Raw genomic sequence first — 23,558 nt, forward strand, 5'->3', positions numbered from 1 at the left:
CTCACGTCCTCCTGTGGGGGGTCGGTCGGGGTGGCAATGGGGACCTCCCCGACCGGAAGGCGTACGGACATGAACCCGGCGCACGACAAAAAGCGGCGTCAGACCGCGCCAAAGGCAGCATCAGAGCGCACCAAAAGCGGCTTCGGACCGCGTCGTGCCGCGTCCATGCCAGTTGTTCGCGGCCCACTATTCCGAGGCGCACAGGGGGCACACAAGGTCGACTTCTGGACGCCCGTGCGCCAACAGGCGTGCGCCCCCGGCGCCTTGACCGTGCGTGGTCACACCACGTGGGTTCCCTGTGCAAACACTCCGCGCGTGTGGTCGCTATGCAGCCTGTGAGGACTAGTCCTGTCTGGTTTTCGACCCTTCGGCGCCCTGATCCAAGGGGGCTTCCATGGGCGGCAGTTGCTCCTGCACCGGTTGCTGGACCGCCGGCGGTGACTGCTCGGGTGCCGGAGGGGCCGACGGTTGCGCCCGCTCCAGGAACCGCAGCAGCTCCACCGGGAAGGGCAGTACGAGCGTCGAGTTCTTCTCGGCCGCGACCGCCACCACGGTTTGCAGCAGTCGCAGTTGGAGCGCGGCGGGCTGCTCCGACATCACTTCGGCGGCCTGTGCGAGCTTCTTCGACGCCTGGAGCTCCGCGTCCGCGTTGATGACCCGGGCCCGCCGCTCACGGTCGGCCTCGGCCTGCCGGGCCATCGACCGCTTCATCGTCTCGGGCAGGGATACGTCCTTGATCTCGACGCGGTCGATCTGCACACCCCAGCCGATCGCCGGGCTGTCGATCATCAGCTCCAGCCCCTGGTTGAGCTTCTCGCGATTGGACAGGAGGTCGTCGAGGTCGCTCTTGCCGATGATGGACCGCAGCGAGGTCTGCGCCATCTGCGAGACCGCGAAACGGTAGTCCTCGACCTGGATGACCGCGTCCGGGGCGTTGACCACCTTGAAGTAGACGACCGCGTCGACCCGGACGGTGACGTTGTCCCGCGTGATGCCCTCCTGGGCCGGCACGGGCATCGTCACGATCTGCATGTTGACCTTACGAAGCCGGTCGACGAAGGGCACGACCATCGTGAACCCGGGACCGCGCACTTCCGAGCGCAGCCTGCCGAGCCGCAGCACCACGCCCCGTTCGTACTGTTTGACCACACGGGCCCCGGCCATCACATAGACCAGCCCCACGGATGCGACGGAGACTCCCGCCGCCACCAGTTCACCGACCATTACGGCCCCCCAGGGTCCGAAGTGGCGCATCAGGCGTGTACAGCGTGCATGGATCAGACGTGTACAGCGTGTACTTCGACGGTAACTCCGTCACCTGACCAAGGGCGAGCCCCCGCACGTCAGTTGCGTGCGGGGGCTCGCCTGCTGCCGGCTGCAGGTCTGGCCGTGCGGAAGCCGTATGTGGGGGGTGGCGGCCAGTCAGCCGGCCTGTCGGTCAGTCGACCGGTCGGTCAGCCGACGCTCACGCCGTAGTAGCTCAGCGCCTCGGTGACCGGCTGGAAGAAGGTCGTACCGCCGGAGGTGCAGTTGCCGCTGCCGCCGGAGGTCAGACCGTAGGCGACGGTACCCGCGTAGAGCGGACCGCCACTGTCGCCGCCCTCGGCGCACACAGTGGTCTGGATCATCTGGTAGACCACGTCGCCGCTGCCGTAGTTGACCGTGGCGTTCAGGGCGGTGACCCGGCCGCTGTGCGTGCCGGTGGTCGAGCCACGACGGTAGACGGTGGTGCCCACGCTGGGCGTGGCCGCGCTGCTGATGGTCTGGCTGCCGACCGCGCTCGGGTGGGCGATCGAGGTGTTGGTGTACCTCACCAGCGCGAAGTCGTTGGTCGGGAAGCTGTAGCTGACGTTCGTGCCCAGCGTCGTGGTGTGACCGGAGTTGGAGTACCAGGTGGAGGCGACCTCACCGCAGTGGCCGGCGGTCAGGAAGTAGTAGGTGCTCCCGCTGTGCACGTTGAAGCCGAGCGAACAGCGGTAGGCACCGCCGTAGATGGCGTCGCCGCCGGTGATCAGCTTCTTGAACTTGCCCGGGGTGTGCTTGATGGTGAGGGCGGCGGCGTTGCCGCCCGCGTCCTTCTTGATCTTCGCGATCTCCGCCTTCGAGACCGTGCTGTCGACGGTGACGACGACGCGGTTCGTCTTGCTGTCGACGGCCCAGGCCGTGCCGGCGATGTCGGACTTGAGCACCGACTTGTTCACCGAACTCAGCTGGGTGGCGCTGAAGGTGTGCACGTCGGCCGCGTTCGCGCTGGGGATCGCGAACGATGCGGCGGCCACGAGGCCAGTGGTGACGGCGATCAGCCGGGTCCGTCTCGCTATGCCGCTGCGGGGGGTGGTGCGCTTGATCCTCACGTTTCGTTCCTCCGAAGGGAAGTCGGGGGCCCCTCGTGTCGTGGGGTGGGGGGCCCGTGAGGCGCAGCCGGGGGCCGCCCATCCGGATTCCGGACAAGCCGTGCCCCTGACAAGCGCTGTGGGGGAGTATTCGGCGGCACGGCCGACCGGCGCAAGGGCGCCTTTCGGCCGTGCAGCGTTCAACTTGCGTATGCCCCACGGAGGTTGATCGCCAGCCCTCGACAACACCTCGGAGTCTCACAAGCCTTCGGAAGTCCCGGAAGCCTCAGCGCAGGTGGCGCTCCCCCGCCGCGACGGCCGCGCCCAGCGTATTCCCGGGCGGCGGGAAGGGGCAGATGAAGTGGTCGGCGAATGCGCACGGCGGGAGCACGGCCCGGTTGAAGTCCACCGTCGTACGCCCCTCGGCATCGGGCGCGGCGGGGCGCAGGAACCGGAAGCGGTAACTGCTGTCCCCGCTGGTGGCGTCGGCGAAGACGGCCCACAGCGAGCCGTCGTTCTCGACCGACACCTGGAGCGTGAGGTCCTGTCCGTCCAAGGTGAAGGCGAGAACACCGCCGAGCCCGAGGCCGCGCGCGACTCCGTCCGCGTTCTCGACGCGTACGGTGCGGTCCTCGCCGTATGGCGTGAAGTGCCCCGGCACCGACCAAAGCGGATCGTACGAGGTAGCCTCGATGCCCTGGAAGGCCCCCCGCGCGGGGGCGGCGGGATCGTAGTCGCGTACGCCCCAGATCCCTTCGCGCACGAGGACGACGAACCGTCGCTCGCCGCGTGCGACGCGGGCCCCGGCCGCCGGTCCGAGGTCGGCGTCGAGGACGACCTCGCCGGTGAAGGGCTCCCCGTCGACGGTGAGCCCGTCCTCGGCCGTCGCCGTCAGGACGACCGCGTCGTCCTTGACGGCCCACAGCCCGGGGATGTCCGGAAGTCGCCCGTCCGGATAGCCCTCGATCCAGTGCGTGCCCGTGAGCGCCAGCGGTCCGTAGGGCGCGGACACCGTCTCGGTGCGGTGCTCGTGCCAGTGCTTCCAGTCCTCGGATGCATCCGTCGTCATGTGATCAACCCTTCCATACGGACTCCGCCAACCCGAGGTGTGAGCGCAGCGTCGTGCCCGTGTATTCCGTGCGGAACGCGCCGCGCTCCTGGAGCAGCGGCACCACCCGGTCCACGAACTCGTCGAGTCCGCCGGGTGTCAGATGCGGTACGAGGATGAAGCCGTCGGCGGCGTCGCCGCGCACGAACTCGTCGAGCTCGGCCGCGACCGCGTCCGGGGTGCCGATGAACGACTGCCGCCCGGAGACCTCGATGACGGTCTGCCGGATGGACAGGCCCTTCTCGCGCGACAGGGTCCGCCACTGCTCGGCGACCGCACAGCGATCGGCGACGCGCACCCGGCCCTGTGCCAGGGTCGACTCCGGTTCCGGGTCGATGTCGGGAAGGGGGCCGTCGGGGTCGTACGAGGAGAGGTCGACGCCCCAGATCTGCTCCAGGGTGAGGATCGCGTTCTGCGGCGAGATCTGCTGCCGCCTGATCTCGGCGGCCCGCTCCTGCGCCTCGGCGGCCGTGTCGCCGAGCGCGAAGGTGACCCCGGGCATGATCTTCAGGTCCTCGGGCGCCCGTCCGTACCGTGCGAGCCGCCCCTTCACATCGGCGTAGAACGCGCGGCCCGTCTCCAGCGTGCCGTGCCGCGTGAAGACGACATCGGCGGCGGACGCGGCGAACTCGCGGCCCTCCGCCGAGTCCCCGGCCTGGATGACGACGGGGTGCCCCTGCGGCGGGCGCGGCACGGTGAACTCACCCGCGACATCGAAGTGCCGGCCCCGGTGCGCGAAGGGCCGGGGCAGACCGTCGGGCGTCCAGGAGTCCCACAACTGCCTTGCGGTCTCGACGAATTCAGCGGCGCGGGTGTACCGGTCGGCCGGGTCCAGATAGCCCCCGCGCCGGAAGTTCTCCCCGGTGAACGCGTCCGACGACGTCACCACGTTCCAGGCAGCCCGGCCCCCGCTGAGATGGTCCAGCGTGGCGAGTCTGCGGGCGAGTTCGTACGGCTCGTTGAAGGTCGCGTTGACCGTGGCGGCGAGCCCGAGCCGCTCGGTCACGGCGGCCAGCGCATTCAGCACGGTGAGCGACTCCGGCCGTCCCACGACATCGAGATCGTGGATACGTCCCTTGTGCTCGCGCAGCCGCAGCCCCTCGGCGAGGAAGAAGAAGTCGAAGAGGCCGCGTTCGGCGGTGCGCGCGAGGTGCTCGAACGAGGCGAACTCGATCTGAGACTTCGAGCGCGGATCGGTCCAGACGGTGGTGTTGTTGACGCCGGGGATGGGGGTCCCCCCGCTCGAGCGAAGCCGAGAGTGGGGGAAGGCGGCGAGGTGGACCTGTTTCCGTACGGTCATGACGTTCCCCCTGCCACGGCGTACCGGTTGGCGGGCCGGGCGAGGCCCAGGTGCTCCCTGAGCGTGCTGCCCGGATAGAAGGTGCGGAACAGACCGCGGTGCTGGAGCAGCGCGACCGTTCCGTTGACGAGCCGCTCCAGGTCACGGTGCGGCTCGACGGGCGTGAGGTGGAAGCCGTCGGCGGCGTCGGCCTGGTGCCAGGCGGCGATCAGCTCGGCGAGGTCGACGGGGCCGCCGCGGTACAGCGGGCCCTGCGCGGTCTGCCGGGGACCGCCGCCGCCGTGGCCCGGCTCGGCCGCGCGCTCGCCGTCACCGAGGTCGACGGTGAGCCCGGCGAGGACACGCAGGTCGTCGGGGTTCCTTCCGAACTCGGCAGCGCTGTCCCGTAGTTCGGCCCGTACGGCACGCGCCTGTGCCGGGCCGGCGACCCGCACGAGCGCCACGTCCGCGTACCGGGCCGCCGTCCGCCGGGCGGGCCCCTCGGTCGCGTCGACGACCCGTACGGGGTGGCCCTGCGGGGGCCGCGGCACGATCGAGGGGCCCTTCACGGAGAAGCCGGCGCCCTCGAAGTCGACGTGGTGCAGCTTGTCCCGGTCGATGAAACGGCCCGTGGCCTCGTCGCGTATCTCGGCGTGGTCCTCCCAGCTGTCCCAGAGCCGGGCGGCCACGTCGGCGACCTCCCCGGCCTCCTGCCACAGCGCGTCGGCTGGCGCGGCATGGCGCCGGCCGAACAGCCGGGCCTCGCCCTCGGTCGTCGACACGTCGATGCGCCAGCCGGCGCGGCCCCGGCTGACCCAGTCGAGGGTCGCGACGGCCGCCTGGACGTGAAAAGGCTCGGTGTGCGTGGTGGTGACGGTCGGCACCAGACCGATCCGGCCGGTGACGGGCGCGAGGCGGGAAAGCACCGAGAGCGCGTCGAGTCCGGGCCGCGCGAAGGTGTCGCCGAGCGTCACGAAGTCGAGCGCGCCACGCTCCGCGAGCCGCGCCAGCTCGACATGGGAACCGGCGTCGTACGCCGACTCCTGATCGACGGCAGCGGCCAGGTGCAGCAGCCCCCGGCCGGGCGATGACGTCATACGGATGAACCCTCCTGTAAACACTGGTCACTTGAGCCGAAGCGCTCGGTCATGCCTCACAGCACCTTCGACAGAAACGCCCGCGTCCGTTCGTGCCGCGGCTGTTCGAGTACGTCGCCGGGGGCGCCCCGCTCGACGATGCGGCCGTCGTCCATGAAGACCACGGTGTCGGCGACCTCGCGGGCGAACCCGATCTCGTGGGTGACGACGATCATCGTGGTGCCCTGGTGGGCCAAGTCCTTGATGACGTCGAGGACTTCACCGACCAGCTCGGGGTCGAGCGCCGAGGTCGGCTCGTCGAAGAGCAGCAGCCTCGGTTCCAGGGCGAGCGCGCGGGCGATGGCGACCCGCTGCTGCTGGCCGCCCGACAGCTGCTTCGGGTAGGCGTCGGCCTTGTCGGCGAGCCCGACCCGGTCGAGCAGCCTCCGCGCGGTCTCGACGACGTCCTTGCGGGGCCGCTTCAGGGCGGAGACCGGTGCCTCGACGATGTTCTCCAGCACCGTGAGGTGCGGGAAGAGGTTGAAGTTCTGGAAGACGAAGCCGATCCGGGTGCGCTGCTTGAGGATCTCGCGCTCGGGCAGCTCGTACAGCTTGTCGCCGGAGCGCCGGTAGCCGACGAGCGTGCCGTCGACGCTGATCCAGCCCCGGTCGGCCTTCTCCAGGTGGTTGATGGTGCGCAGCAGGGTCGACTTGCCGGAGCCGGAGGGGCCGAGGATCACGGTGACCTCGCCGGCCCGCACTTCGAGGTCGACGCCCTTGAGCACCTCCAGCGAGCCGAAGCGCTTGTGGACGGACCTGATGTCGACCATGGCGGTGGAGACCGGCTGGTCCTTGGCGAGCGGCGGGCTCATCGGGGGTCCCTTCAGGGAGTGTCGTTCACGTCGGATTCAAGTGGGCGGCGGACGCGGAGCGTTCAGGCGGCGGCGCGACAGGACAGGTCGCGCAGGAACGCCAGCGCGGCACGCGCGGTCGCGTCGTTCTGCCGGAAGGCCGGGCCACCGGTACGCGGCCGGGTGAACGCGCCGGATCCCCGGGCATCGGTGTGCGGACCGAGCGCGAAGCGCCGGGGGTGCGGGGTGCCGGAACGGTCCAGGACCCGCCCGTCGGAGGGGTCGACGGCGAGCAGACCCTCGGGGGTCGCGGCGGCCCCGTCGGCGTACAGCTCCCGCAGCAGCGCGTCCCGGGTGCGCGCGACCGTGGGGTGCGGCAGCCGTGCCTCGACGAGCGCGCGGGCCTCGGTCGTCACGCCGGGCACGGTGGCGCTGCCCGCCCGGAAGACCCCGTCCTCGGCGGTGACGGTCATGTCGGCGCCGGCGAACTTCAGGATCCCGGCCCGCGACAGCGCGAGCATCTGCCGCAGCCGCGGTCCGGGCGGCCCGGATGCCAGAGAGCTGAAGAAGCCGTGCCACCACGAACCGATGTCACCGAGCCGGACCAGCTGGCCGTAGACAGAGAGCAGTCCGAGGAAGACGGCCAAGTCCGGGCTGAATGAGGACTGGTGACGCCGACTCAGATCATTCTCGATGTACGCGCGCAACCCGGTCTGGAGTTCCTCGTACGAGGTGTGCCGCACCCCGTCCAGCGGGCGGTCGAGGGCGGCCAGGTCGAGCCGGTCGGCGAGGTCGGGCACGGCGGACGCCACCAGCGCGTGGATCTCGGCGCCGTCGCCGGCCGCGTACTTCTCCTCGAAGTCCGTCCAGGCGGTCCGGGTGCGCTCGGGGTGCGCGGTGAACAGCCGGTGGTAGTGCGCGAACCCCAGCTCCTTCTCGACCAGCGGCCACACGTCCCGCCGGAAGTCGAAGCCTCCGGGACGCGCGAGGAGTTCGTCGATCTCGGCGGGCCCGAAGAACCGTGGCAGCGGGGGACGTTCGCCCTCCCAGCCGTAGCCGATCTTGGAGTGGTAGGGGACGCCTCGCCGGGAGCCGACATGCAGGATCGGCTCCCGCCCGGACGGGTGGTAGACCCCGTCCTCGTACCGCCCGCCGCGCCCCTCCGTGAGCAGCACCATCAGATCGACGAAGGCGAGCCCGAAGCCGCGGACGAGGACGGGTTCGCCCGGTTTCAGGGCGGACAGGTCGCTGTCGGCGGTGAAGTCCGGCGGCAGATGGACGAGCCCGTGCTCGCGCGCGTACGCGGCCAACTCGCGCTGCTCGTCGTCGAGTTCGGCGTCGAGGTGGCCGAGGGTCAGGACGACGAGATCGGCGAGCAGCGGTCGCGGCAGGCCTTCCAGCCACACCTGCTGGCGCCCCTCGCGGGGCCCGCCCACGCGCAGGGCGCGGCGAGGGTGGTGATGGACCCGGACGCCCGGCGGCAGGGCGGCCACGGCGCGCTCGTACACCCAGCGCATGTACGCGCCCTGCCGCGGCCGGTCCGCGAAGGTGCGCCCGTCGAGGCGCGCCCATTCGTGCAGGGTGGGTCCTTCGAACACCGGCCCGGCCATGTCCACCGTCTCGTCGGTGAACATCGTGACGTCCTGGGCCTCGGAGTTCATCCACAGCAGCGGTGACTGCTGTTCGCGCCAGACGCGTCCGGCGCCCGGCGGATAGGGGTCGACGAGATGGATGTCGAACCCTTCCAGGCCTTGTGTGCCCCAATCGCCGTACAGGTCGGGCGCGTTGGCGGCGATCCGCTCCAGGAGACCGGTCCCCCGCGGTCCGGCCCCCACGATCACCAGCGAGGGTCGTCCTGTGCTCATCGGCCGCGCCCCGAACCGCGCGCGTAGTGCCGCTCGACGTAGTACTGCCCGACGCTCAGCACCGAGGTGATGACGACGTACCAGAGTGTGGCCACCATCAGGAGTGGCATGACCTGGTAGGTGCGGTGGTACACGAGCTGCACGGAGTACAGCAGGTCCTGCACGGCGATGACGCTGACGATGGAGGTGCCCTTGAGGGTGCCGATCAGCATGTTCCCGGCGGGCGGCACGATGGAGCGCATCGCCTGCGGCAGCACGATCCTCCACCAGCGGCGCCACCGGCTCAGGCCCAGCGCCTGCGCGGCCTCGATCTGGCCGCGGTCGACGGAGAGGATGCCGCCGCGCACCACCTCGGCGGCGTACGCGGCCTCGTGCAGGGTGAGTCCGACGACGGCGACGGTGACCGGGCCGAGCAGGTTCACCGTCTTCACGCCGAGGATCTGCGGGTACAGCACCCCGATGTTGAACCAGAACAACAGCTGCACCAGGATCGGCATCGACCGGAACAGCCAGACGTATCCCCAACTCACCGCCCTCAGAACGGGGTTGGTGGACAGCCGGAACGCGGCGAGCAGCGTGCCGAGGGCGAAGCCGAGCGCCATCACGACCGCGGTCAGCCAGAGGGTGAGCCAGAGGCCGCGCAGTACGGAGGCCGAGGTGAAGTAGTCGCCGACGACGTCCCACTGGAACGCGTCATTGCGCACGACGGAGTTGAGGGCCAGCCCGAGCAGCACCAGCACGACGACGGCGGTGGTCCACAGGCCGGGACGGCGGCGCGGGACGATGCGCAGGGGCGCGGCGTCTTCCGGGTCTTCAGGTTCGGCCGAGGCGGCCTTGGTCAGGGTGTCGGAGGACATGCGAAGGCTCCGTGATGCGTCAGGGATTGAACGCGGCTGATGCCTTCACACGGAGCGCCAGGGGGCGCATACGGCCGAGCCCCTCAGCAGGACCGTCCACCGAGAGTACGGGGGCGTTTCCCCTCACTGTCAAGGCTGTCCATACTGTGAGCGTTACGTCTCAGCGCAGTTGACGCGGAAACGGATGCCTGTTCCACTTGGGCCATGAATCGGCAGCAGTGGCTGGTCACGCGCTCCCACATCGACTTCGGTCGAGTGTGGTCCTCGTCCTGTTGAGCTGACCCCCTGCGCGCCCGCTCCTGACGGGCGCCTTCGCGTTCTCCCCCGCCTTCACACGCGCACCCCTCCCCTCGCGCTTTCCCTCCCGCCTTCTGCTTCCAGGAGACGCACACCATGCGTACGCCCACGCGTGCCCGCAATCGATATTTTGCGCCCTTTGCCCTGATTACTTCGGCTACCCTGCTGCTCACCGCGTGCGGTTCCGGCTCGGACGACTCCACCGGTGGCACCGCACAGGCCGCGGCCAAGACGGACAAGATCCCCACCACGGACGTCGTCTCCGCCGTCAAGAAGGACGAGGCCGCCGCCCAGCTGCTGCCCTCCGGAGTACACAGCCTCACCCTCGCGGTCAGCGTCGGCGGTACGCCGCCCGGCACCACGTATCTGAACGACGGCAAGACCCTGACCGGCCAGGACGTCGACTTCGCGAACGCCGTCGCCAAGGCGCTCGGCATCGAACTCAAGACGGAGCAGGCCTCGTTCGAGGCGATCCTGCCTGCCCTCGACAGCGGCAAGTACGACGTCGGGGCCAGCAACTTCGGCGTGACCGACGAGCGCCGCAAGGTGATCGACTTCGTCACCTACATCAACGACGGCCAGGGCTTCGCCACCCGCACGGACAGCAAGCTGACGAAGATCACCGACCTGAAGCAGCTGTGCGGCCTGAACGTCGCGACGGGCGCGGGCACCACCTTCGAAGCGACACTGGAGGAGAACAAGAAGGTCTGCACCGACGCCGGCAAGAAGGCGTACAAGGTGCAGACCTACAGCGAGCAGGGCGCGATCTGGTCCTCGCTCCAACAGGGCCGCAGCGACATCCTGATGAGCACCATCAACGGCCTCCGCTACGCCGTCGCCCACCAGCAGGGCGTCAAGTTCCTCAACGAGTTCCACCGCCTCGACGTCGGCTTCGCCTTCAAGAAGGGCACCGAGCTGGCACCCGCCTTCCAGGCCGCGGTGAACGACCTGATCGCGAACGGAACGTACGAGAAGATCCTGAAGAAGTGGGGCACGACGGGTTCGGCGATAGCGAAGTCCGAGATCTCACCGCCGGAACTGAAGGGCTGAGGCATACGGTGCTTTCCCCGCGCCCTTGACTGGAGCGCCCCTGTAAGGGGCGCGGGGAACTGCGCGACCAGCCCCCACCGTCCCGCAGCTAACGAACAACCAAGGCAGCCGCACGCCGCCGAGGAGCCGTACGACTCCCGATCACCCGGTCCATCAACGCGGCCAACACATCCCGCACCGACCCCCGATCCCGCGCATCACACTCCAACACCGGCACGTCGTCCCCGAGTTCAAGAGCCTCCCGCACCTCATCAATCGCAAACCGCTGCGATCCGTCGAACCGGTTGACCGCCAGCACGAACGGAGCCCGATGCGCCTCGAAGTAGTCGAGCGCCGGGAAACAGTCCTCGATCCGCCGGGTGTCGACCAGCACGACCGTCCCGAGGGCACCCTCCACCAGGTCGTCCCACAGGAAGGAGAACCGGTCCTGCCCGGGCGTCCCGAACAGATACAACGCGATGGACGGATCGAGAGTGATCCGTCCGAAGTCGAGCGCGACGGTCGTGGTCGTCTTGGACTCGACCCCCTCCAAAGAGTCGACCCCGAGCGACACCTGAGTGATCGCCGCCTCCGTGTCGAGCGGTTCGATCTCCGAGATGGCACCGATGAAGGTCGTCTTGCCGACCCCGAGCCCGCCGCTGACCACGATCTTCACGGCCAACGGCACGATCTTGTCAGAGCGCGCGGACATGGTCCCTGATCCTTTCGAGCGTGTGGAGCGGCAGCTCCGCGGGTTGTTGACAGGCAAGCCGCCCGGCCACGACGAGGTCGGAGATCAGCACCTTGGCGACCCCCAACGGCACCCCCACGGCGTCGGCGATCTCGGCGACGGTCGTGGGCCGCTCGCACAGCGCGACGATCTGCTGCCGTTCGAGGGCCAGCGGTTCGCCGGACACGCCGATGGCGACGACGAGCGTCTCCAGGCGAAGATCGGCCTGCGCGGGCTCGGACCGGCCGCCGGTGATGATGAACGGCCGTACGAACGTCGCGTCCTCCGCGCCCTCTTCGGGATGTCCGCCGCTCACCGTGGCAACACCTGGCGCAGATCGGCGATGAGCGCCGGGGTGAGCAGATCACCCGCCCGCTCCGCGAGCACCGCCATCTCGTAGCCGACCAGGCCGAGTTCACCGCTGCTGTCGGCGAGGACGCCGAGGCAACTCCCGTCCCGGATCGCCGAGACGAGCAGAAAGCCGCGCCCCATCTCGATCATGATCAGCTTGACCCCGTCGAAGCTGTACCGCTTGGACGCGCTGCGCGCCAGGCTGCTCAGCCCGGACACGATCGCCGCGAGATGGTCGGCCTCGGTCCGCCCGAGCCCGTCCGACACCGCGATCAGCAGCCCGTCCGACGAGACCGCGACGGCATCGCGCACCCCGTCGGTGTTCCGGACGAAGTTCGCGAGCAGCCAGTTGAAGGTCTGCGAGTCGTTGTGCGTGTCGAGGGTGGTCACTTGCCCTCACCCTTCTCGATGGACTTCGCGACGGACTTCTCGCCGGACTTTTCGCCGGACTTCTCGGCCGCTTCCGGCGCGGTCGTCTCCTTGTCGCGCTGCCTCCCCTGCTCCTTCTCCCGCTCCCTCTCCTTTTCCTTCTCCACGCTGATCCCGCCCCGCATGTGCGCGCTGCGCAGGTTCGCGAGCATCCCGGAGATCTCCTCGGGGCTGCGGTCGGGGGTCGGATCGACGGGTGCCGGACGGCTGGGGCGGTCGGTCTCGCTGACGGCCTCCGAGATCGCGCTGCGGCGGGGGCGTTTGACGAGTCCGTTGCGGGTACGGGCGGCGGAGGCGCCGCGTGCGGGCTCCCCCCGCTGAGCGTGCGGGTCCGCCGTACGGTGGACGGGACCGTCGGGCGTACGTGCGGCGGAGCCGTCGTGCGCCTCCTTGTCCGCGCCGACGGGCTGCCCCGCCACCGAGACGAGCTGTCCGGCACGCGCCTCGGGCACCGCGGAGGACGCGTCGGACGCGCGGCGCGGCGCCGGGAGCTGTGCCTTCTCCTTCGGCGCCGCCACCGCCGGGGCGGCCTCCGTGAGCAGCGCGGTGGGGATCAGGACACGTGCGACGACACCCGCGGCGGGCGCCTCGCCCAGCCGCACCTCGATCCCGCACTTGCGGGCCAGCGCGCCGACCACGAAGTGGCCCAGGAAACGGGTGGGTTCGGCCATGAAGCTGGCGGTGCCGGAGAGCCGTACGTTCGCCTCGGCGAGCGCCTGGGTGTCCATGCCGAGCCCGTGGTCGACGATCGCGACCAGATAGCCGGCGCTGGTGCGCCGCCCCTCGATCTCCACGTCGGAGTCCGGCGGCGAGAAGCTCAGCGCGTTCTCCACCAACTCGGCGAGCAGATGGGCGATTTCGGCGACGACGGAGCCGTTGACGTGCGCGGGCTCGATCCGGCGCAGTGTGACGCGCCGGTACTCCTCCACCTCGGAGAGCGAGGCGCGCAGCACATCGGTGATGGACAGCGGCGTGGACCAGGGGCGGGGGCTGGACTCCCCCGCGAGCACGAGGAGGCTCTCGGCGTTGCGGCGCATACGGGTGGCGAGGTGGTCGAGTTCGAAGAGGTTGGCGAGGGTGGCCGGGTCGGCGTCCTCGTGCTCCAGCTTGTTGATGAAGCTGATCTGACGGCGTACCAGGTTCTGATTGCGGCGGCCGAGGCTGACCAGCGAGTCGGTGGCGTTGCGGCGCAGCACGGCCTGCTCGGTGGCGAGGTCGAAGGCGGCGCGCTGCACCCGGTCGAAGGCCTCGGCGACCTCCCGCACCTCGGCCCCGGCCTTGTCCGTCAGGGCGAGCGGAGCGGGCGGCTCGGGGCTCTCCCCCGAGGAGGCGGCCTGCACCCGGGCCACGGCCTTCGGCAGCCGCTTGCCCGCGACCTCGCGGGCCTGCTGGGCGAGGTCGGTGAGGGGTGTGGACACGGACCGTACACAGTCCAGCGCAAGGCCGCCGAGCGCGACGATCGTGCCGAACGCCAGCAGCACGAACAGCAGCAGATCGCGCTGGGCGGCGCTCTCCAGCCCGGCGGCCCGGTTCTCGACATCCGCGCCGAGCGAGATCTGCACGTCCCGCAGCCCGTTGATGGTCGAGGTCATGCTGTCCCACCAGGCCATCGGCGGGATACCGCGCCAACTGAGCTGCCCGCCGCCCCGCACGGCGACGCTCTCGTACGACAGCGCGCGCTCGGCGTCCGGTGTGGTCATCGCCGCGTCCAGACGCCGCACCTGCGCGTCGGAGGCGGCGTGCGGGAACGCGTCGAGCGCGGCGAGCCGTCCGGCGCGGATCTCCATGAACCGGCTGTAGTCGTCACCGCGGAACCGCCCGGCACGCACCGAGCCGAGCACGATGGCGCGTTCCTCGCCGGTGAACTCCTTGGCGTTGCCGAGGATCTGGAGCGTCTGGTAGGCGTCGCGCAGCGTGCTGTCGTGGACGTCGTCGAGGCCGAGCCCGAGCCGGTCGAGGACGGTGATCGTGGTGGTGAAGTAGTCGAAGGTGTCCTTCACCACGCCGGTGCCGTCGTCGGCGTGCGCGCGGATCCCGGCCAGGCCCTTCAGCCGGCCGAGGGACTCGCGTACGGAGTCGGCGGCGGCGTCACCGCGGCCGGCGAGCACCCGGTCGAGCTCCGCCCGAGCCGTGTCCGTGGCCTTGCGCTGCGCGGGCAGCTTGGCGCTGAACTGCCCTACGCCGCCCACGAATCCAGTGGTGAGGCCGCGCTCCTTCTGCAACTCGTGGACAAGGCCCTGGAGGGTGATCTCCAGGCGCGCGTTGTCGGCGGTGGCGGAGGCGTTGCGGTAGGCCATGATCTGCTCGACCGCCGAGGTGCCGAGCAGCGCGAGCAGCACGGCGAGGGCGAGGATCAGGATTCTGAGGAGCCGGGTGCGGATGGTGCGGGGAGCCGTACGGCCCGTCCCGCCGCGGGGGCCGGGCACGCGCCCGGTCGTCGCTTTCGGTGTGACGTCCACTGAAGTGCCTTATGGGGAGGACGGGTTGCTGGCAGGGCAGAAATGGTTCTGCGCCGGACCAACGACCCTCACGGGACCCCGGTCACCCGATCATGTTTTTGTTTTACCCTCCCGAAACACAGCCCCTGCCGACCCGCAGGTCAGCCCCGCGCGACGGCACGGCGGCGTCCGCACTCGTATACGCCGACCGCTACGACCGTCACAGTCCGCAGTCGCAGCACGAGCAGCACTCACAGCATTCGCAGCACTCACAGGCCTCGCAGCAGTTGCAGTCACAGTCGCAGTTGCTGAGACACCCCTCGCGCTTCTTGCGTGACCACGGCCCCTCGAATTCGTCGGCGCAGCACACTTTGCAGGTGCAGCACAGCCCGATCGCGGCCGCGCACCCGGCCCAGAAGCCCCGCTTGCCCGGCCCCGGCGGCTGGAAGGAGGGCCCGCCGCCGAAGGGGTTGCCACCGCCGGCGTACGGATTCCGCGGATCGTACGGGCCCTGGGGGCTCTGCGGGCTGTACGGTCCGCCCTGCTGCGGCGGACCGAAGGAGCCCTCGGGTGAGCCTTCGGACGAGCCCCCGGGTGAGCTTTCATGGGAGTGACCGCATCCCGACGTCCCGAACGCCCGGTCCACCGACCGCCCCAGCTCATGCGCGAGCAGCAGATGCGCGAGCTTGCCATCCGTGAACTCGACCTCGCGGAGCGCGAGCCGTATCCCGTGCAAGGCGTCATCGGCGAGCCGCCGGGCCTCGGCCGGCGGCGTCCCCGTGGCCGTCAGCGGGTTCCAGGCCCCCGACGCGGCGTCAGTTTCCTTGTCCTCCACGGCGTCCAGGAGATGCGCGAGCCGTCCGAAGAGCCGTCCGGCCTCGGCGAGCGGCTCGGCGTTGCCCGGGCGCCCGGCCAGTACGGCGGTGTGCGCGAAGGCCGCGGCGGTGGCGGTCTCGGTCGGTTCGGTGACCGTCAGCAGCGGGGTGCCGATCCCTGCCAGCGCCTCGATGCCGAGCTGCCGGTCCACGGCGTCGACGAGTACGGCGGTGTCGAAGCCGACGTCGGAGCCGGTCCGCGCACCCGCCTTGCCCCAGCTCGCGGCGACCCGACGCGCGGCGAGCGCCACGGGCTTGCGAGCCAACAGCCCGTCCCCGTCGGCGACGTGGTCGCGCACCTTCGCCGAGGCGAGCACCAGCGAGACCGCAGCGGCGAGCCGTGCGCCCTCGCCTTGAGCGACGGACGCGGTCCGCATGCCGCGCAACGGGCACGGTCCCGCCGTACGCCGCCACCCGGTGGCGCGCTCGGCCTGAGCCTCCGTCAAAACCGATATCAGCAGCCCGTCATAGTTGGTGACAATCCGAGCGAACTGACCGTGATCCCCGCGCAGCGCGAGGCACAGCCCGCACAAATGCGCCATCCACTGCGTCTTGAGCCCTTCACCGAGGCGGTGACTGCATGGCCTGACGATCCCGAACACGACACTCCCCCGTGATGCGTACGACGTTGAGCTGCGGCATCGTATCGACCACCCCGTTCACCCGTACGCCCCACCCATCACCCGAACGCCGTCGAGAATCATATTTCACTCTCAGTCAGCAGCCGTACACAGCAACACCCTTGGGGCACGCGGGCTCTCGACGTATTCGCTGTGCACCAGTACCGTCACGAAACCCCCGCGCGGCGTCTATCCACTTGGCGCGACATCCGCATCATGGACGACCATGGGGATGCGGAAAGCAAGAAAGACCGCTGTGAGAGGAGGCGTCCATGGGATCGGTGCGCAAGGCGAGTGCCTGGCTTGGCCTCGTCGACGACAACGATGACGAGCGTTACTACGACGACGACTACGCCGAGGGTCAGGAATCCGGCGATGCCTGGGTCACCGACCCGCGCGTGAAGGTCGCGTCCGAGACGGCGGAGGAAAAGGGCCGCCGGATCGGCACGGTCACCCCGGACAGTTTCCGGGACGCACGCGGTATCGGCGAACTCTTCCGGGACGGTGTCCCGGTCATCATCAACCTCACGTCCATGGAGGCCGCCGACGCCAAGCGCGTGGTGGACTTCGCGGCCGGCCTGACCTTCGGTCTGCGCGGCACGATCGAGCGGGTCGCCACCCGTGTCTTCCTGCTGACCCCTGCCAACACGGAGATCGTCAGCGGCGAGGCCGCGGGCCGTCAGACGGACGGTTTCTTCAACCAGAGCTGAGGCAGGGCCGCTCACCGGCCCTGCCCCGCCGGGCCTTCGACCGGGTCTAGCGGAAGGCATCCAGTCCGGTGAGCGCCTTGCCCAGCACGAGTTGATGCATTTCGACGGTGCCCTCGTACGTGAGCACCGACTCCAGGTTCGTGGCGTGCCGCATCACGGGGTATTCGAGGGAAATCCCGTTGGCGCCGAGGATGGTACGGGCGGTCCGGCAGATCTCGATCGCCTCTCGTACGTTGTTGAGCTTGCCGAAGCTGACCTGTTCGGGACGGAGCCGTCCCGCGTCCATGCGCCGCCCCAGGTGATGGGCGAGCAGAATCCCCTTGTGCAGCTCGACCGCCATGTCGGCGAGCTTGGCCTGGGTGAGCTGGAAACCGCCGATGGGCCGCCCGAACTGCTCGCGCGTCTTCGCGTACTCCACGGCGGTCTCGAAGCTGGACCGCGCGGCACCCATGGCACCCCATACGATCCCGTACCGCGCGTGCGAGAGACAGCTGAGCGGCCCCTTCAACCCGGTCACGTCCGGCAGCACGGCGTCGGCGGGCAGCCGTACGTCATCGAGGACGAGCTCGCTGGTGACGCTGGCGCGCAGGGACCACTTGTGCTTGATCTCGGGGGCGGAGAACCCGGGCAGGTCGGTGGGCACGACGAACCCGCGGATCCCGTCGTCGGTCTGAGCCCAGACGACGGCGACACCGGCCACGGACCCATTGGTGATCCACATCTTCCGCCCGTTGAGGACCCAGTCACCGCCGTCGCGCTTGGCGTACGTCCGCATGGCGCCGGGGTCGGAACCGTGGTCGGGTTCGGTGAGCCCGAAGCACCCGATGACATCGCCGGAGGCCATGGAGGGCAGCCACCGCTGCTTCTGCTCTTCGCTGCCGAACCGGTGAATGGCGTACATGGCGAGCGAGCCCTGCACTGAGACGAGCGAGCGAATCCCGGAGTCGGCGGCCTCGAGCTCCAGACAGGCCAGCCCGTACTGCACCGCGCTCGCTCCCGCGCACCCATAGCCCTGGAGCGACATCCCGAGCGCCCCGATCCCGCCCAGCTCCCGCGCCAGCTCCCGGATCCCGGGCAGTTCGCCCTTCTCGTACCACTCGGCGACGTAGGGCAGTACCCGGTCCGCGGCCCACGTCCGCACGGTGTCGCGGATGGCCAGGTCCTCCGCGTCCAGAAGATCGTCGATACCCAGCGGATCAGCGGGGTCGAAGGGCGGGAGCTTCGATGACGCGGACATACGACAACCTCCGGCACACTAAAAACTAGCACCGCTAGTTACGGTTTCGCCCCGACGTTACGACGCAGTGTCCCGCACGTCCAGTACCCCTTCCCGCAGGGGTGACCCGCCGTCTCCCACCCACGCACCACCCGATCGGCCCGCTCGAAGGGTGCGGGTCTCCTGTGGGGGTGGCCCACCGTCGGCGCCCGCGCGCCCGCCGTCGCGGCCGGCAGAAGCCCCACACACCACCCCCCACCCGAACCGGCAGCCGCCTATGGCGGGCCACCCCCACGGGAGACCCGCACGTCTCAGCGGGCTGGAAACGGGTGGTGCGTGGGTGGGAGAGCGGTGACGCGCGGACGCCGACGGTGGGCCACCCCCACAGGAGGGGCCCACCCTTCAAGCAGGCCGATCGGGCGGTGCGTGGGTGGGAGAGGACTACGCCGACACGCGGGACTCTGCGACATCCCTGGGCGCAGGAATGGCCGGGCCCGCCGCAGGCGCCCCGCACTCCATGACCCGGGGCAACCGCAACGCCATCACCGCGCCCAGCAGCAACAACCCCGCACTGACCAGCAGCGTCACATGCAGCCCGTGCACAAAGGAGTCCCGAGCCGCATGCCGCAGGGCATCCCCACGAGACCCGCCAAGCCGCGCAGCGACGTCGTACGCCTCCCCCAGCGAGTGCCCCGCGGCAGCGGAATCCCCCGCCGAGACCCCGGGTACGGACGTCAGCCCGGGCGCGTACGCCCTGTTCATCACGCTCCCCAGCAGCGCGATACCGATCCCCGCCCCCAGCTGGTACGAGGTCTCACCGATCGCCGCGGCCCCACCCGCCTGAGCCGGCGGCGCCTCGCTCAGCATCGACTCGTACGCCCCGAAGAGCGTCGTCTCCAGCCCGAACCCCAGCAGGATGAACCCGAAGAGCAGCAGCCCGGTGTTGTCGTCCCCGCCCATCGCCGTGAGCGTCACCACCGCGGCCGCGGTGAGACAGAACCCGAAGCAGACCATCGCCCGCGGCCCGAACCGCCGCAGCATCTTCGCCCCGGCGAGCCCGGAGGCCATCGCCGCGACGGTGAGCGGCAGCAACCGCAGCCCGGTCTCCAGCGGCGACAGTCCGAGCACGAGCTGCAAGTACTGCGCGGCGATCAGCTCCAGCCCGACCAGGGCGAGCATGGCGAGGACGATGCACCCCACCGACGTACTGAACGCGGGCCGCGAGAACATCCGCAGATCGACCAGCGGCTGCGCACGCCGCCGCTGCCGCCGTACGAACCCGGCCATCAGCGCACCGCCCACGAGCAGCGGCACCAGCGTGAAGGGGCCGAACGGCGCCTCACCGCCACCGAGCCGCTTCACGCCGAGGACGATTCCGAAGAGTCCGGCGGCGGCCATCAGGGCACCCACCACATCCCAGGGACCGTTGCGGTCGCCCCGCGACTCGGGCAGCAGCAGCCGCCCGATCGGCAGGCTGATCAGCATCAGCGGAATGTTGATGAGGAAGACCGACCCCCACCAGAAGTGCTCCAGGAGGAAGCCTCCGAGCAGCGGCCCCACGGCCGCGCCCACCGCGGCGACCGCGCTCCAGATGCCGATCGCGAGCGCCCGCTCCCGCCGGTCGGGAAAGACCTGGCGCAGGATGGACAGCGTCGCGGGCATGATCATGGCGCCGCCGACACCGAGCAGGGCGCGGGCGCCGATGAGGACCTGGGCGTTGTCGGCGAGCGCGGCGATCCCCGAAGCGACGCCGAAAAGCCCGTATCCGAGAAGAAGAACCCGTCTGCGGCCGACGCGGTCACCCAGCGTGCCGAAGAGGATCAGCAGCGAGGCGCAGACGAGCGGGTAGACGTCGACGATCCAGAGCAGTTCTATCGCGCCGGGCTTGAGGTCCTCGGTGACGGCGGGCACCGCCACATGCAGCACGGTGGCGTCGAGGGCGACCAGCAACAGGCTGACGCACAGAACGACGAGGACGACCCAGCGGTTGGCACCGGCCCCGGTCTCCCGACGGCATCGCGCAGCGGCCGTGGTCGTCCCGGACATGTACGTACCTCCAGAGGTTCCCTCGCGTTCGGCGGACCGCAGGGTGGGGACTCCCTGGGGCTGCGGCCTGGAGAGCGGAATCCCGGGCCCACGCAACAAAGGCGAGTGAGCCGTCAGCGTACGCGAGTTCCCGCCAATGACGCGTGGCAGACCTCTCATGTTCTCCTGGCCGAACGTGTGGTGTGCGCCACGCTCCCCCTGGTGCACCACGCCCCGCGGGGCCTGTCGGTTCCGGTTCCCATCGATGCCGGCTCCGGGTGCCATCGATGGCGACTTCGGGTGCCGTCGATAATCGAGCCCGTGACCGATCTTGAGACGCCTGTCGCGACACCGCCCCGCACGGGCGCCCTGCGCCGGGCCGCGCCCGCCCTGCTGGGGTACGCGGCCGTCCGCGCCCTGGGCCTCGTCGCGCTCGCTCTGTGGAGCGCGGCGAACGGCAAGAGCGCCCACACGCTGCTGACGGCCCGCTGGGACGCGCTCTGGTACACCCGCGTCGCCGAGCTCGGCTATGGCTACGAGGTGCGTCTCCCGAACGGCGACGTCCACTCGAACCTCGCGTTCTTCCCGCTGCTGCCGTGGCTGGAGCGGCTCGTCGCGGCGGTCACACCGTTGTCGTACGCGGACGCGGGCCTGCTGGTCAGCACGCTCGCCTCGGTGGCGGCGGCCTGGGGGATCTTCGCGGTCGCGGACCATGTGTACGGGCGCCGGGCCGGGATCTGCGCCGTACTCGTGTGGGCGGTGCTGCCCGTCGGCATCGTGCAGTCGATGGCGTACAGCGAGTCCCTCTTCACCGCGCTCGCCGCCTGGTCGCTCTACGCGGTGCTGACCGGCCGCTGGCTGACCGCGGGCCTGCTCGCCTCGCTCGCCGGGCTGACCCGCCCGGTGGGCATCGCGGTGGTCGCGGCCCTGTGGGTGGCGGCGATTACCTCGTTCGCGGGAGATTCCGTACGGGACCGGAGCGCGCCCCGGCCGTGGGGCGCACCGGTATGGCGGCGCGCCCTCGGCGTGCTCCTCGCGCCCCTTGGCGCCGCCGGCTACGTGCTGTGGGTCGGCCACCGCACGGGCAAGGGCCCGCTCGGCTATCTCGACGTCCAGGCGGGCTGGCGCAACGGCTTCGACGGCGGTTACGCCTTCGCCCGCTTCGTCGGCGACAAGTTCACGTCGTTCCCGTCGGCCCTGGCCGGTGTGGGGCTGATCGTCGGGGTCGCGCTGATCGTCTGGCTGTACGTGACGTGCGTACGGCAAGGTCAACCCCTGCCGCTGCTGGTGTACGCGGGGGTCGTCACCGCGCTCGCCCTGTGCGCGTCGAGCTACTTCGGCTCGAAGCCGCGCCTCCTGCTGCCCGCCTTCCCCCTGCTGCTCCCCCTCGCCCTGTCCCTGGCCCGGCTGCGTACGTCCAGGTCAGCGCTGGTGCTCGGCGGGGTGGCGGTGGCCTCGGCGGTCTACGGGGCCTTCTGGCTGAACGGCTCCGGTCCCCCGTGAGAATTCCGTCCCAGGATTCGGTGAACGAATATATAAGCGCCATAAAGCCACGCTGTGCGCGATCAATGGAATTGAAGAGTCCGCTCACTGATGATTAAGGGATTCATTGGAAATAAACATGGTTCTGAGAGGAATCCCACATCACATCGTCATCACAAAGCGAGTGAACCGACCTGGAACACAGCTCACTCGCTGTAACGTCGATTGAGTGCGTACCGAACGAAACCTCACCCGTCTGGACCGGGTCTTCGCCCGGCTGGACCGTGAGCCGGAACGACCGGCCAACATCGATGTGCCGAAGATGAGCCGGCACAGGGTTGTGCTCTTCGGAGCCACCCTGGCCTTCTACGTGGCCATTGTGTGGGCCGTGGCGATCACGTCGTGGCTGGTCCGGTTCGACTGGCAGGTCATGTTCTTCCGGCCCTATCAGCAGTGGCCGGAGATCCACGCGTTCCTCGACTACTACGTGGTGCTCGGCCAGCGCGGCCCCACCGCCGTGATGGTCGCCGCCTGGCTGGGCTGGCGCTCCTGGCGGCAGCACACCCTGCGCCCGCTGCTCACCCTGGGCGCCTCGCTGCTGCTGCTCAACATCACGGTCGGCGCCGCCAAGCTCGGCATGGGCCGTCTCGGCCCGCACTACGCCATCACGATCGGCTCGAACGAGATGGGACTCGGCGGCGATATATTCCCGTCGGGCCACACCGCCAATGCCGTCGTGACCTGGGGAATCCTGGCCTATCTGGCCTCGACCCCGAGGGCCAGACGCTGGCTGTCCGCGCTATCCGCCGTGACCTCGCTCGGCGTCGGCCTCACCACCGTGTACCTCGGTACGCACTGGCTGAGCGATGTGCTCCTGGGCTGGGCCGCGGGTCTGCTGATCCTGCTGGCACTGCCGTGGGTCGAGCCGCTGATCGCCCGCGCCGAAGCCGGGCTCTTCGCGCTCCGGGACACCTGGCGCTCCCGTCGCGGCCGTACGGCGCCTGCTCCGGCCCCCTCGCCGGTCGGCGCGCCCGTCATGGTCACGCAGCCCACCGGCGCGGACGAGGAGATGCCGGCCCGCGAGACGGTCGGCACCTCCCGCCCGCCCCGGGCGCCCGTCTACCTGGCCCCCGGGCCGCACCTGGCCCGCTCCGAGCGCACCCCGGTGACCCCGGTCGGCAGCCGCCGCCCGCCGCACGCGGACCGCGTGCCGCGCGCGACCACGACGACCCCGGCCCGCCCCCTGGCCGGCGGCTGAGGGCGACAACTCCACAGGCCGATCAAGACCGCGGGGCCGGTACGCACAACCTCTCCCCGCACCACGAAGGCCCCGGGCTCCTCATGAGCCGGGGGCCTTCGCGCATTCCGGGGTGGTGCCACTTCCGTGGGCTTCCGTGGGCTTCCGCGGGCTTCCGCGGGCTTCCGCGGGCTTCCGTGGGCTTCCCTGAGCGGTGCCGTCTCCGTGAGCGGCGCCGTCAGCCCTTCCAGCAGCGGGTCACCCTGCCGTCGGTGACCTCGAAGTTCAGTCGGCCGAAGCGGTATTCCATGGTGATGATCGCGCCGGGCGGCAGCGAGCGCACCGAGGACCAGCCGTGCTCCCGGGCACGGTGTTCGGCGCTCCTCGCCTCCAGCCCGACATAGCTCTCCGGACTGTCCTGGGGCTCCGCGGGAGGGGTTATGGGTGCCATGACCGCCACGTTAGGCGGCGCACCCCGGCCGGGGAAGCCCGGGCCCACGACGAAGCGTCACCTATCCCCCTCCGGTCACGCTTCTGTCACAGGATCACGACACGCGTTTCGGCCGAACTCCGTCACACGTACGAGGGGTTCCGTACGTGTTCCGCACGCCTTCGAACGTAATTCGGAGCTACCGTGACGCAGTCCCGAATAGCCCAATGGAATGTGCGGATCCAGTCGTACGGCGAAGCCTTTCCATTCCGCTTCCGGGGCGTGTCCGGGAAGCTGACGCCGCATAAGAAATACACGGT

General features: G+C 70.0%; 20 protein-coding genes. 4 read left to right on the plus strand and 16 right to left on the minus strand.

Going from position 1 to position 23,558, the window contains the following annotated elements; translation table 11 throughout:
• Positions 1-342 precede the first annotated feature (342 nt).
• The 8 genes from OG975_RS10325 to OG975_RS10360 form a co-directional block, all read right to left on the minus strand.
• Complete coding sequence (locus OG975_RS10325) at positions 343-1,224, minus strand: slipin family protein (RefSeq protein WP_406328838.1); 882 nt, start codon at positions 1,222-1,224, stop codon at positions 343-345.
• Positions 1,225-1,454: 230 nt separating this feature from the next.
• Positions 1,455-2,354, minus strand: a complete 900-nt coding sequence (locus OG975_RS10330; protein WP_406328839.1) for a S1 family peptidase — start codon at positions 2,352-2,354, stop codon at positions 1,455-1,457.
• Between the two features lie 265 nt (positions 2,355-2,619).
• Positions 2,620-3,402: a DUF1684 domain-containing protein gene (locus tag OG975_RS10335; RefSeq protein ID WP_406328840.1), complete on the minus strand. Its 783-nt coding sequence runs from the start codon at positions 3,400-3,402 to the stop codon at positions 2,620-2,622.
• Between the two features lie 4 nt (positions 3,403-3,406).
• The gene (locus tag OG975_RS10340; RefSeq protein ID WP_406328841.1) at positions 3,407-4,741 is read right to left on the minus strand and encodes an NtaA/DmoA family FMN-dependent monooxygenase; all 1,335 of its coding nucleotides are present in this window, start codon (positions 4,739-4,741) and stop codon (positions 3,407-3,409) included.
• Positions 4,738-5,817: an LLM class flavin-dependent oxidoreductase gene (locus OG975_RS10345; protein WP_406328842.1), complete on the minus strand. Its 1,080-nt coding sequence runs from the start codon at positions 5,815-5,817 to the stop codon at positions 4,738-4,740. Before OG975_RS10345 ends, OG975_RS10340 begins: the two co-directional genes overlap by 4 nt.
• A gap of 56 nt (positions 5,818-5,873) precedes the next feature.
• On the minus strand, positions 5,874-6,668 hold the full coding sequence (locus OG975_RS10350; RefSeq protein ID WP_406328843.1) for an amino acid ABC transporter ATP-binding protein: 795 nt from the start codon (positions 6,666-6,668) through the stop codon (positions 5,874-5,876).
• Positions 6,669-6,730: 62 nt separating this feature from the next.
• Complete coding sequence (locus tag OG975_RS10355) at positions 6,731-8,512, minus strand: FAD/NAD(P)-binding protein (protein ID WP_406328844.1); 1,782 nt, start codon at positions 8,510-8,512, stop codon at positions 6,731-6,733.
• Entirely contained in the window at positions 8,509-9,369 is an 861-nt protein-coding gene (locus OG975_RS10360; RefSeq protein ID WP_406328845.1) for an amino acid ABC transporter permease, read from the minus strand. Before OG975_RS10360 ends, OG975_RS10355 begins: the two co-directional genes overlap by 4 nt.
• Positions 9,370-9,762: 393 nt before the next feature.
• Here OG975_RS10360 and OG975_RS10365 point away from each other — a divergent pair, with 393 nt between their 5' ends.
• Positions 9,763-10,716 (plus strand): transporter substrate-binding domain-containing protein, encoded by a 954-nt coding sequence (locus OG975_RS10365; RefSeq protein ID WP_406328846.1) that lies wholly within the window; start codon positions 9,763-9,765, stop codon positions 10,714-10,716.
• 88 nt (positions 10,717-10,804) lie between these two features.
• Here the strand turns inward: OG975_RS10365 and OG975_RS10370 are convergent, their stop codons facing one another.
• The 5 genes from OG975_RS10370 to OG975_RS10390 form a co-directional block, all read right to left on the minus strand.
• The gene (locus tag OG975_RS10370) at positions 10,805-11,407 is read right to left on the minus strand and encodes a GTP-binding protein (protein WP_406328847.1); all 603 of its coding nucleotides are present in this window, start codon (positions 11,405-11,407) and stop codon (positions 10,805-10,807) included.
• Positions 11,391-11,741 (minus strand): DUF742 domain-containing protein, encoded by a 351-nt coding sequence (locus OG975_RS10375; RefSeq protein ID WP_406328848.1) that lies wholly within the window; start codon positions 11,739-11,741, stop codon positions 11,391-11,393. The genes OG975_RS10370 and OG975_RS10375 overlap by 17 nt, the downstream gene beginning before the upstream one ends.
• The gene (locus OG975_RS10380) at positions 11,738-12,166 is read right to left on the minus strand and encodes a roadblock/LC7 domain-containing protein (protein WP_327427614.1); all 429 of its coding nucleotides are present in this window, start codon (positions 12,164-12,166) and stop codon (positions 11,738-11,740) included. The genes OG975_RS10375 and OG975_RS10380 overlap by 4 nt, the downstream gene beginning before the upstream one ends.
• A complete protein-coding gene (locus tag OG975_RS10385; RefSeq protein ID WP_406328849.1) occupies positions 12,163-14,631 on the minus strand; it encodes a nitrate- and nitrite sensing domain-containing protein in 2,469 nt (822 codons plus the stop codon). Before OG975_RS10385 ends, OG975_RS10380 begins: the two co-directional genes overlap by 4 nt.
• Positions 14,632-14,863: 232 nt before the next feature.
• Complete coding sequence (locus tag OG975_RS10390; protein WP_406328850.1) at positions 14,864-16,120, minus strand: DUF5685 family protein; 1,257 nt, start codon at positions 16,118-16,120, stop codon at positions 14,864-14,866.
• A gap of 290 nt (positions 16,121-16,410) precedes the next feature.
• On the opposite strand from OG975_RS10390, the gene OG975_RS10395 reads away from it, so the two are divergent.
• Entirely contained in the window at positions 16,411-16,848 is a 438-nt protein-coding gene (locus OG975_RS10395) for a cell division protein SepF (protein WP_327427617.1), read from the plus strand.
• A gap of 46 nt (positions 16,849-16,894) precedes the next feature.
• Here OG975_RS10395 and OG975_RS10400 read toward each other — a convergent pair whose 3' ends face one another.
• Together OG975_RS10400 and OG975_RS10405 are read right to left on the minus strand one after the other, a co-directional pair.
• Entirely contained in the window at positions 16,895-18,085 is a 1,191-nt protein-coding gene (locus OG975_RS10400; RefSeq protein WP_406328851.1) for an acyl-CoA dehydrogenase family protein, read from the minus strand.
• Between the two features lie 420 nt (positions 18,086-18,505).
• Positions 18,506-20,110, minus strand: coding sequence for an MFS transporter (locus OG975_RS10405; RefSeq protein ID WP_406328852.1), 1,605 nt, complete (start codon positions 20,108-20,110; stop codon positions 18,506-18,508).
• Between the two features lie 300 nt (positions 20,111-20,410).
• On the opposite strand from OG975_RS10405, the gene OG975_RS10410 reads away from it, so the two are divergent.
• Complete coding sequence (locus OG975_RS10410) at positions 20,411-21,592, plus strand: glycosyltransferase family 39 protein (RefSeq protein ID WP_406328853.1); 1,182 nt, start codon at positions 20,411-20,413, stop codon at positions 21,590-21,592.
• Between the two features lie 208 nt (positions 21,593-21,800).
• Entirely contained in the window at positions 21,801-22,829 is a 1,029-nt protein-coding gene (locus tag OG975_RS10415) for a phosphatase PAP2 family protein (protein WP_406328854.1), read from the plus strand.
• 217 nt (positions 22,830-23,046) lie between these two features.
• On the opposite strand, the gene OG975_RS10420 is transcribed toward OG975_RS10415, so the two are convergent.
• Positions 23,047-23,259, minus strand: coding sequence for an I78 family peptidase inhibitor (locus tag OG975_RS10420; RefSeq protein WP_327427621.1), 213 nt, complete (start codon positions 23,257-23,259; stop codon positions 23,047-23,049).
• Positions 23,260-23,558 lie beyond the last annotated feature (299 nt).

The organism is Streptomyces sp. NBC_00203 (assembly GCF_045206325.1).
GTDB lineage: Bacteria > Actinomycetota > Actinomycetes > Streptomycetales > Streptomycetaceae > Streptomyces > Streptomyces lutosisoli.

Excerpts from the sequence above, each read along its gene's own strand:
- OG975_RS10325 (WP_406328838.1), bottom strand. The coding sequence starts at position 1,224 with ATGGTCGGTGAACTGGTGGCGGCGGGAGTCTCCGTCGCATCCGTGGGG.
- OG975_RS10335 (WP_406328840.1), bottom strand. The coding sequence starts at position 3,402 with ATGACGACGGATGCATCCGAGGACTGGAAGCACTGGCACGAGCACCGC.
- OG975_RS10340 (WP_406328841.1), bottom strand. The coding sequence starts at position 4,741 with ATGACCGTACGGAAACAGGTCCACCTCGCCGCCTTCCCCCACTCTCGG.
- OG975_RS10345 (WP_406328842.1), bottom strand. The coding sequence starts at position 5,817 with ATGACGTCATCGCCCGGCCGGGGGCTGCTGCACCTGGCCGCTGCCGTC.
- OG975_RS10350 (WP_406328843.1), bottom strand. The coding sequence starts at position 6,668 with ATGAGCCCGCCGCTCGCCAAGGACCAGCCGGTCTCCACCGCCATGGTC.
- OG975_RS10355 (WP_406328844.1), bottom strand. The coding sequence starts at position 8,512 with ATGAGCACAGGACGACCCTCGCTGGTGATCGTGGGGGCCGGACCGCGG.
- OG975_RS10360 (WP_406328845.1), bottom strand. The coding sequence starts at position 9,369 with ATGTCCTCCGACACCCTGACCAAGGCCGCCTCGGCCGAACCTGAAGAC.
- OG975_RS10365 (WP_406328846.1), top strand. The coding sequence starts at position 9,763 with ATGCGTACGCCCACGCGTGCCCGCAATCGATATTTTGCGCCCTTTGCC.
- OG975_RS10370 (WP_406328847.1), bottom strand. The coding sequence starts at position 11,407 with ATGTCCGCGCGCTCTGACAAGATCGTGCCGTTGGCCGTGAAGATCGTG.
- OG975_RS10395 (WP_327427617.1), top strand. The coding sequence starts at position 16,411 with ATGGGATCGGTGCGCAAGGCGAGTGCCTGGCTTGGCCTCGTCGACGAC.
- OG975_RS10400 (WP_406328851.1), bottom strand. The coding sequence starts at position 18,085 with ATGTCCGCGTCATCGAAGCTCCCGCCCTTCGACCCCGCTGATCCGCTG.
- OG975_RS10405 (WP_406328852.1), bottom strand. The coding sequence starts at position 20,110 with ATGTCCGGGACGACCACGGCCGCTGCGCGATGCCGTCGGGAGACCGGG.
- OG975_RS10420 (WP_327427621.1), bottom strand. The coding sequence starts at position 23,259 with ATGGCACCCATAACCCCTCCCGCGGAGCCCCAGGACAGTCCGGAGAGC.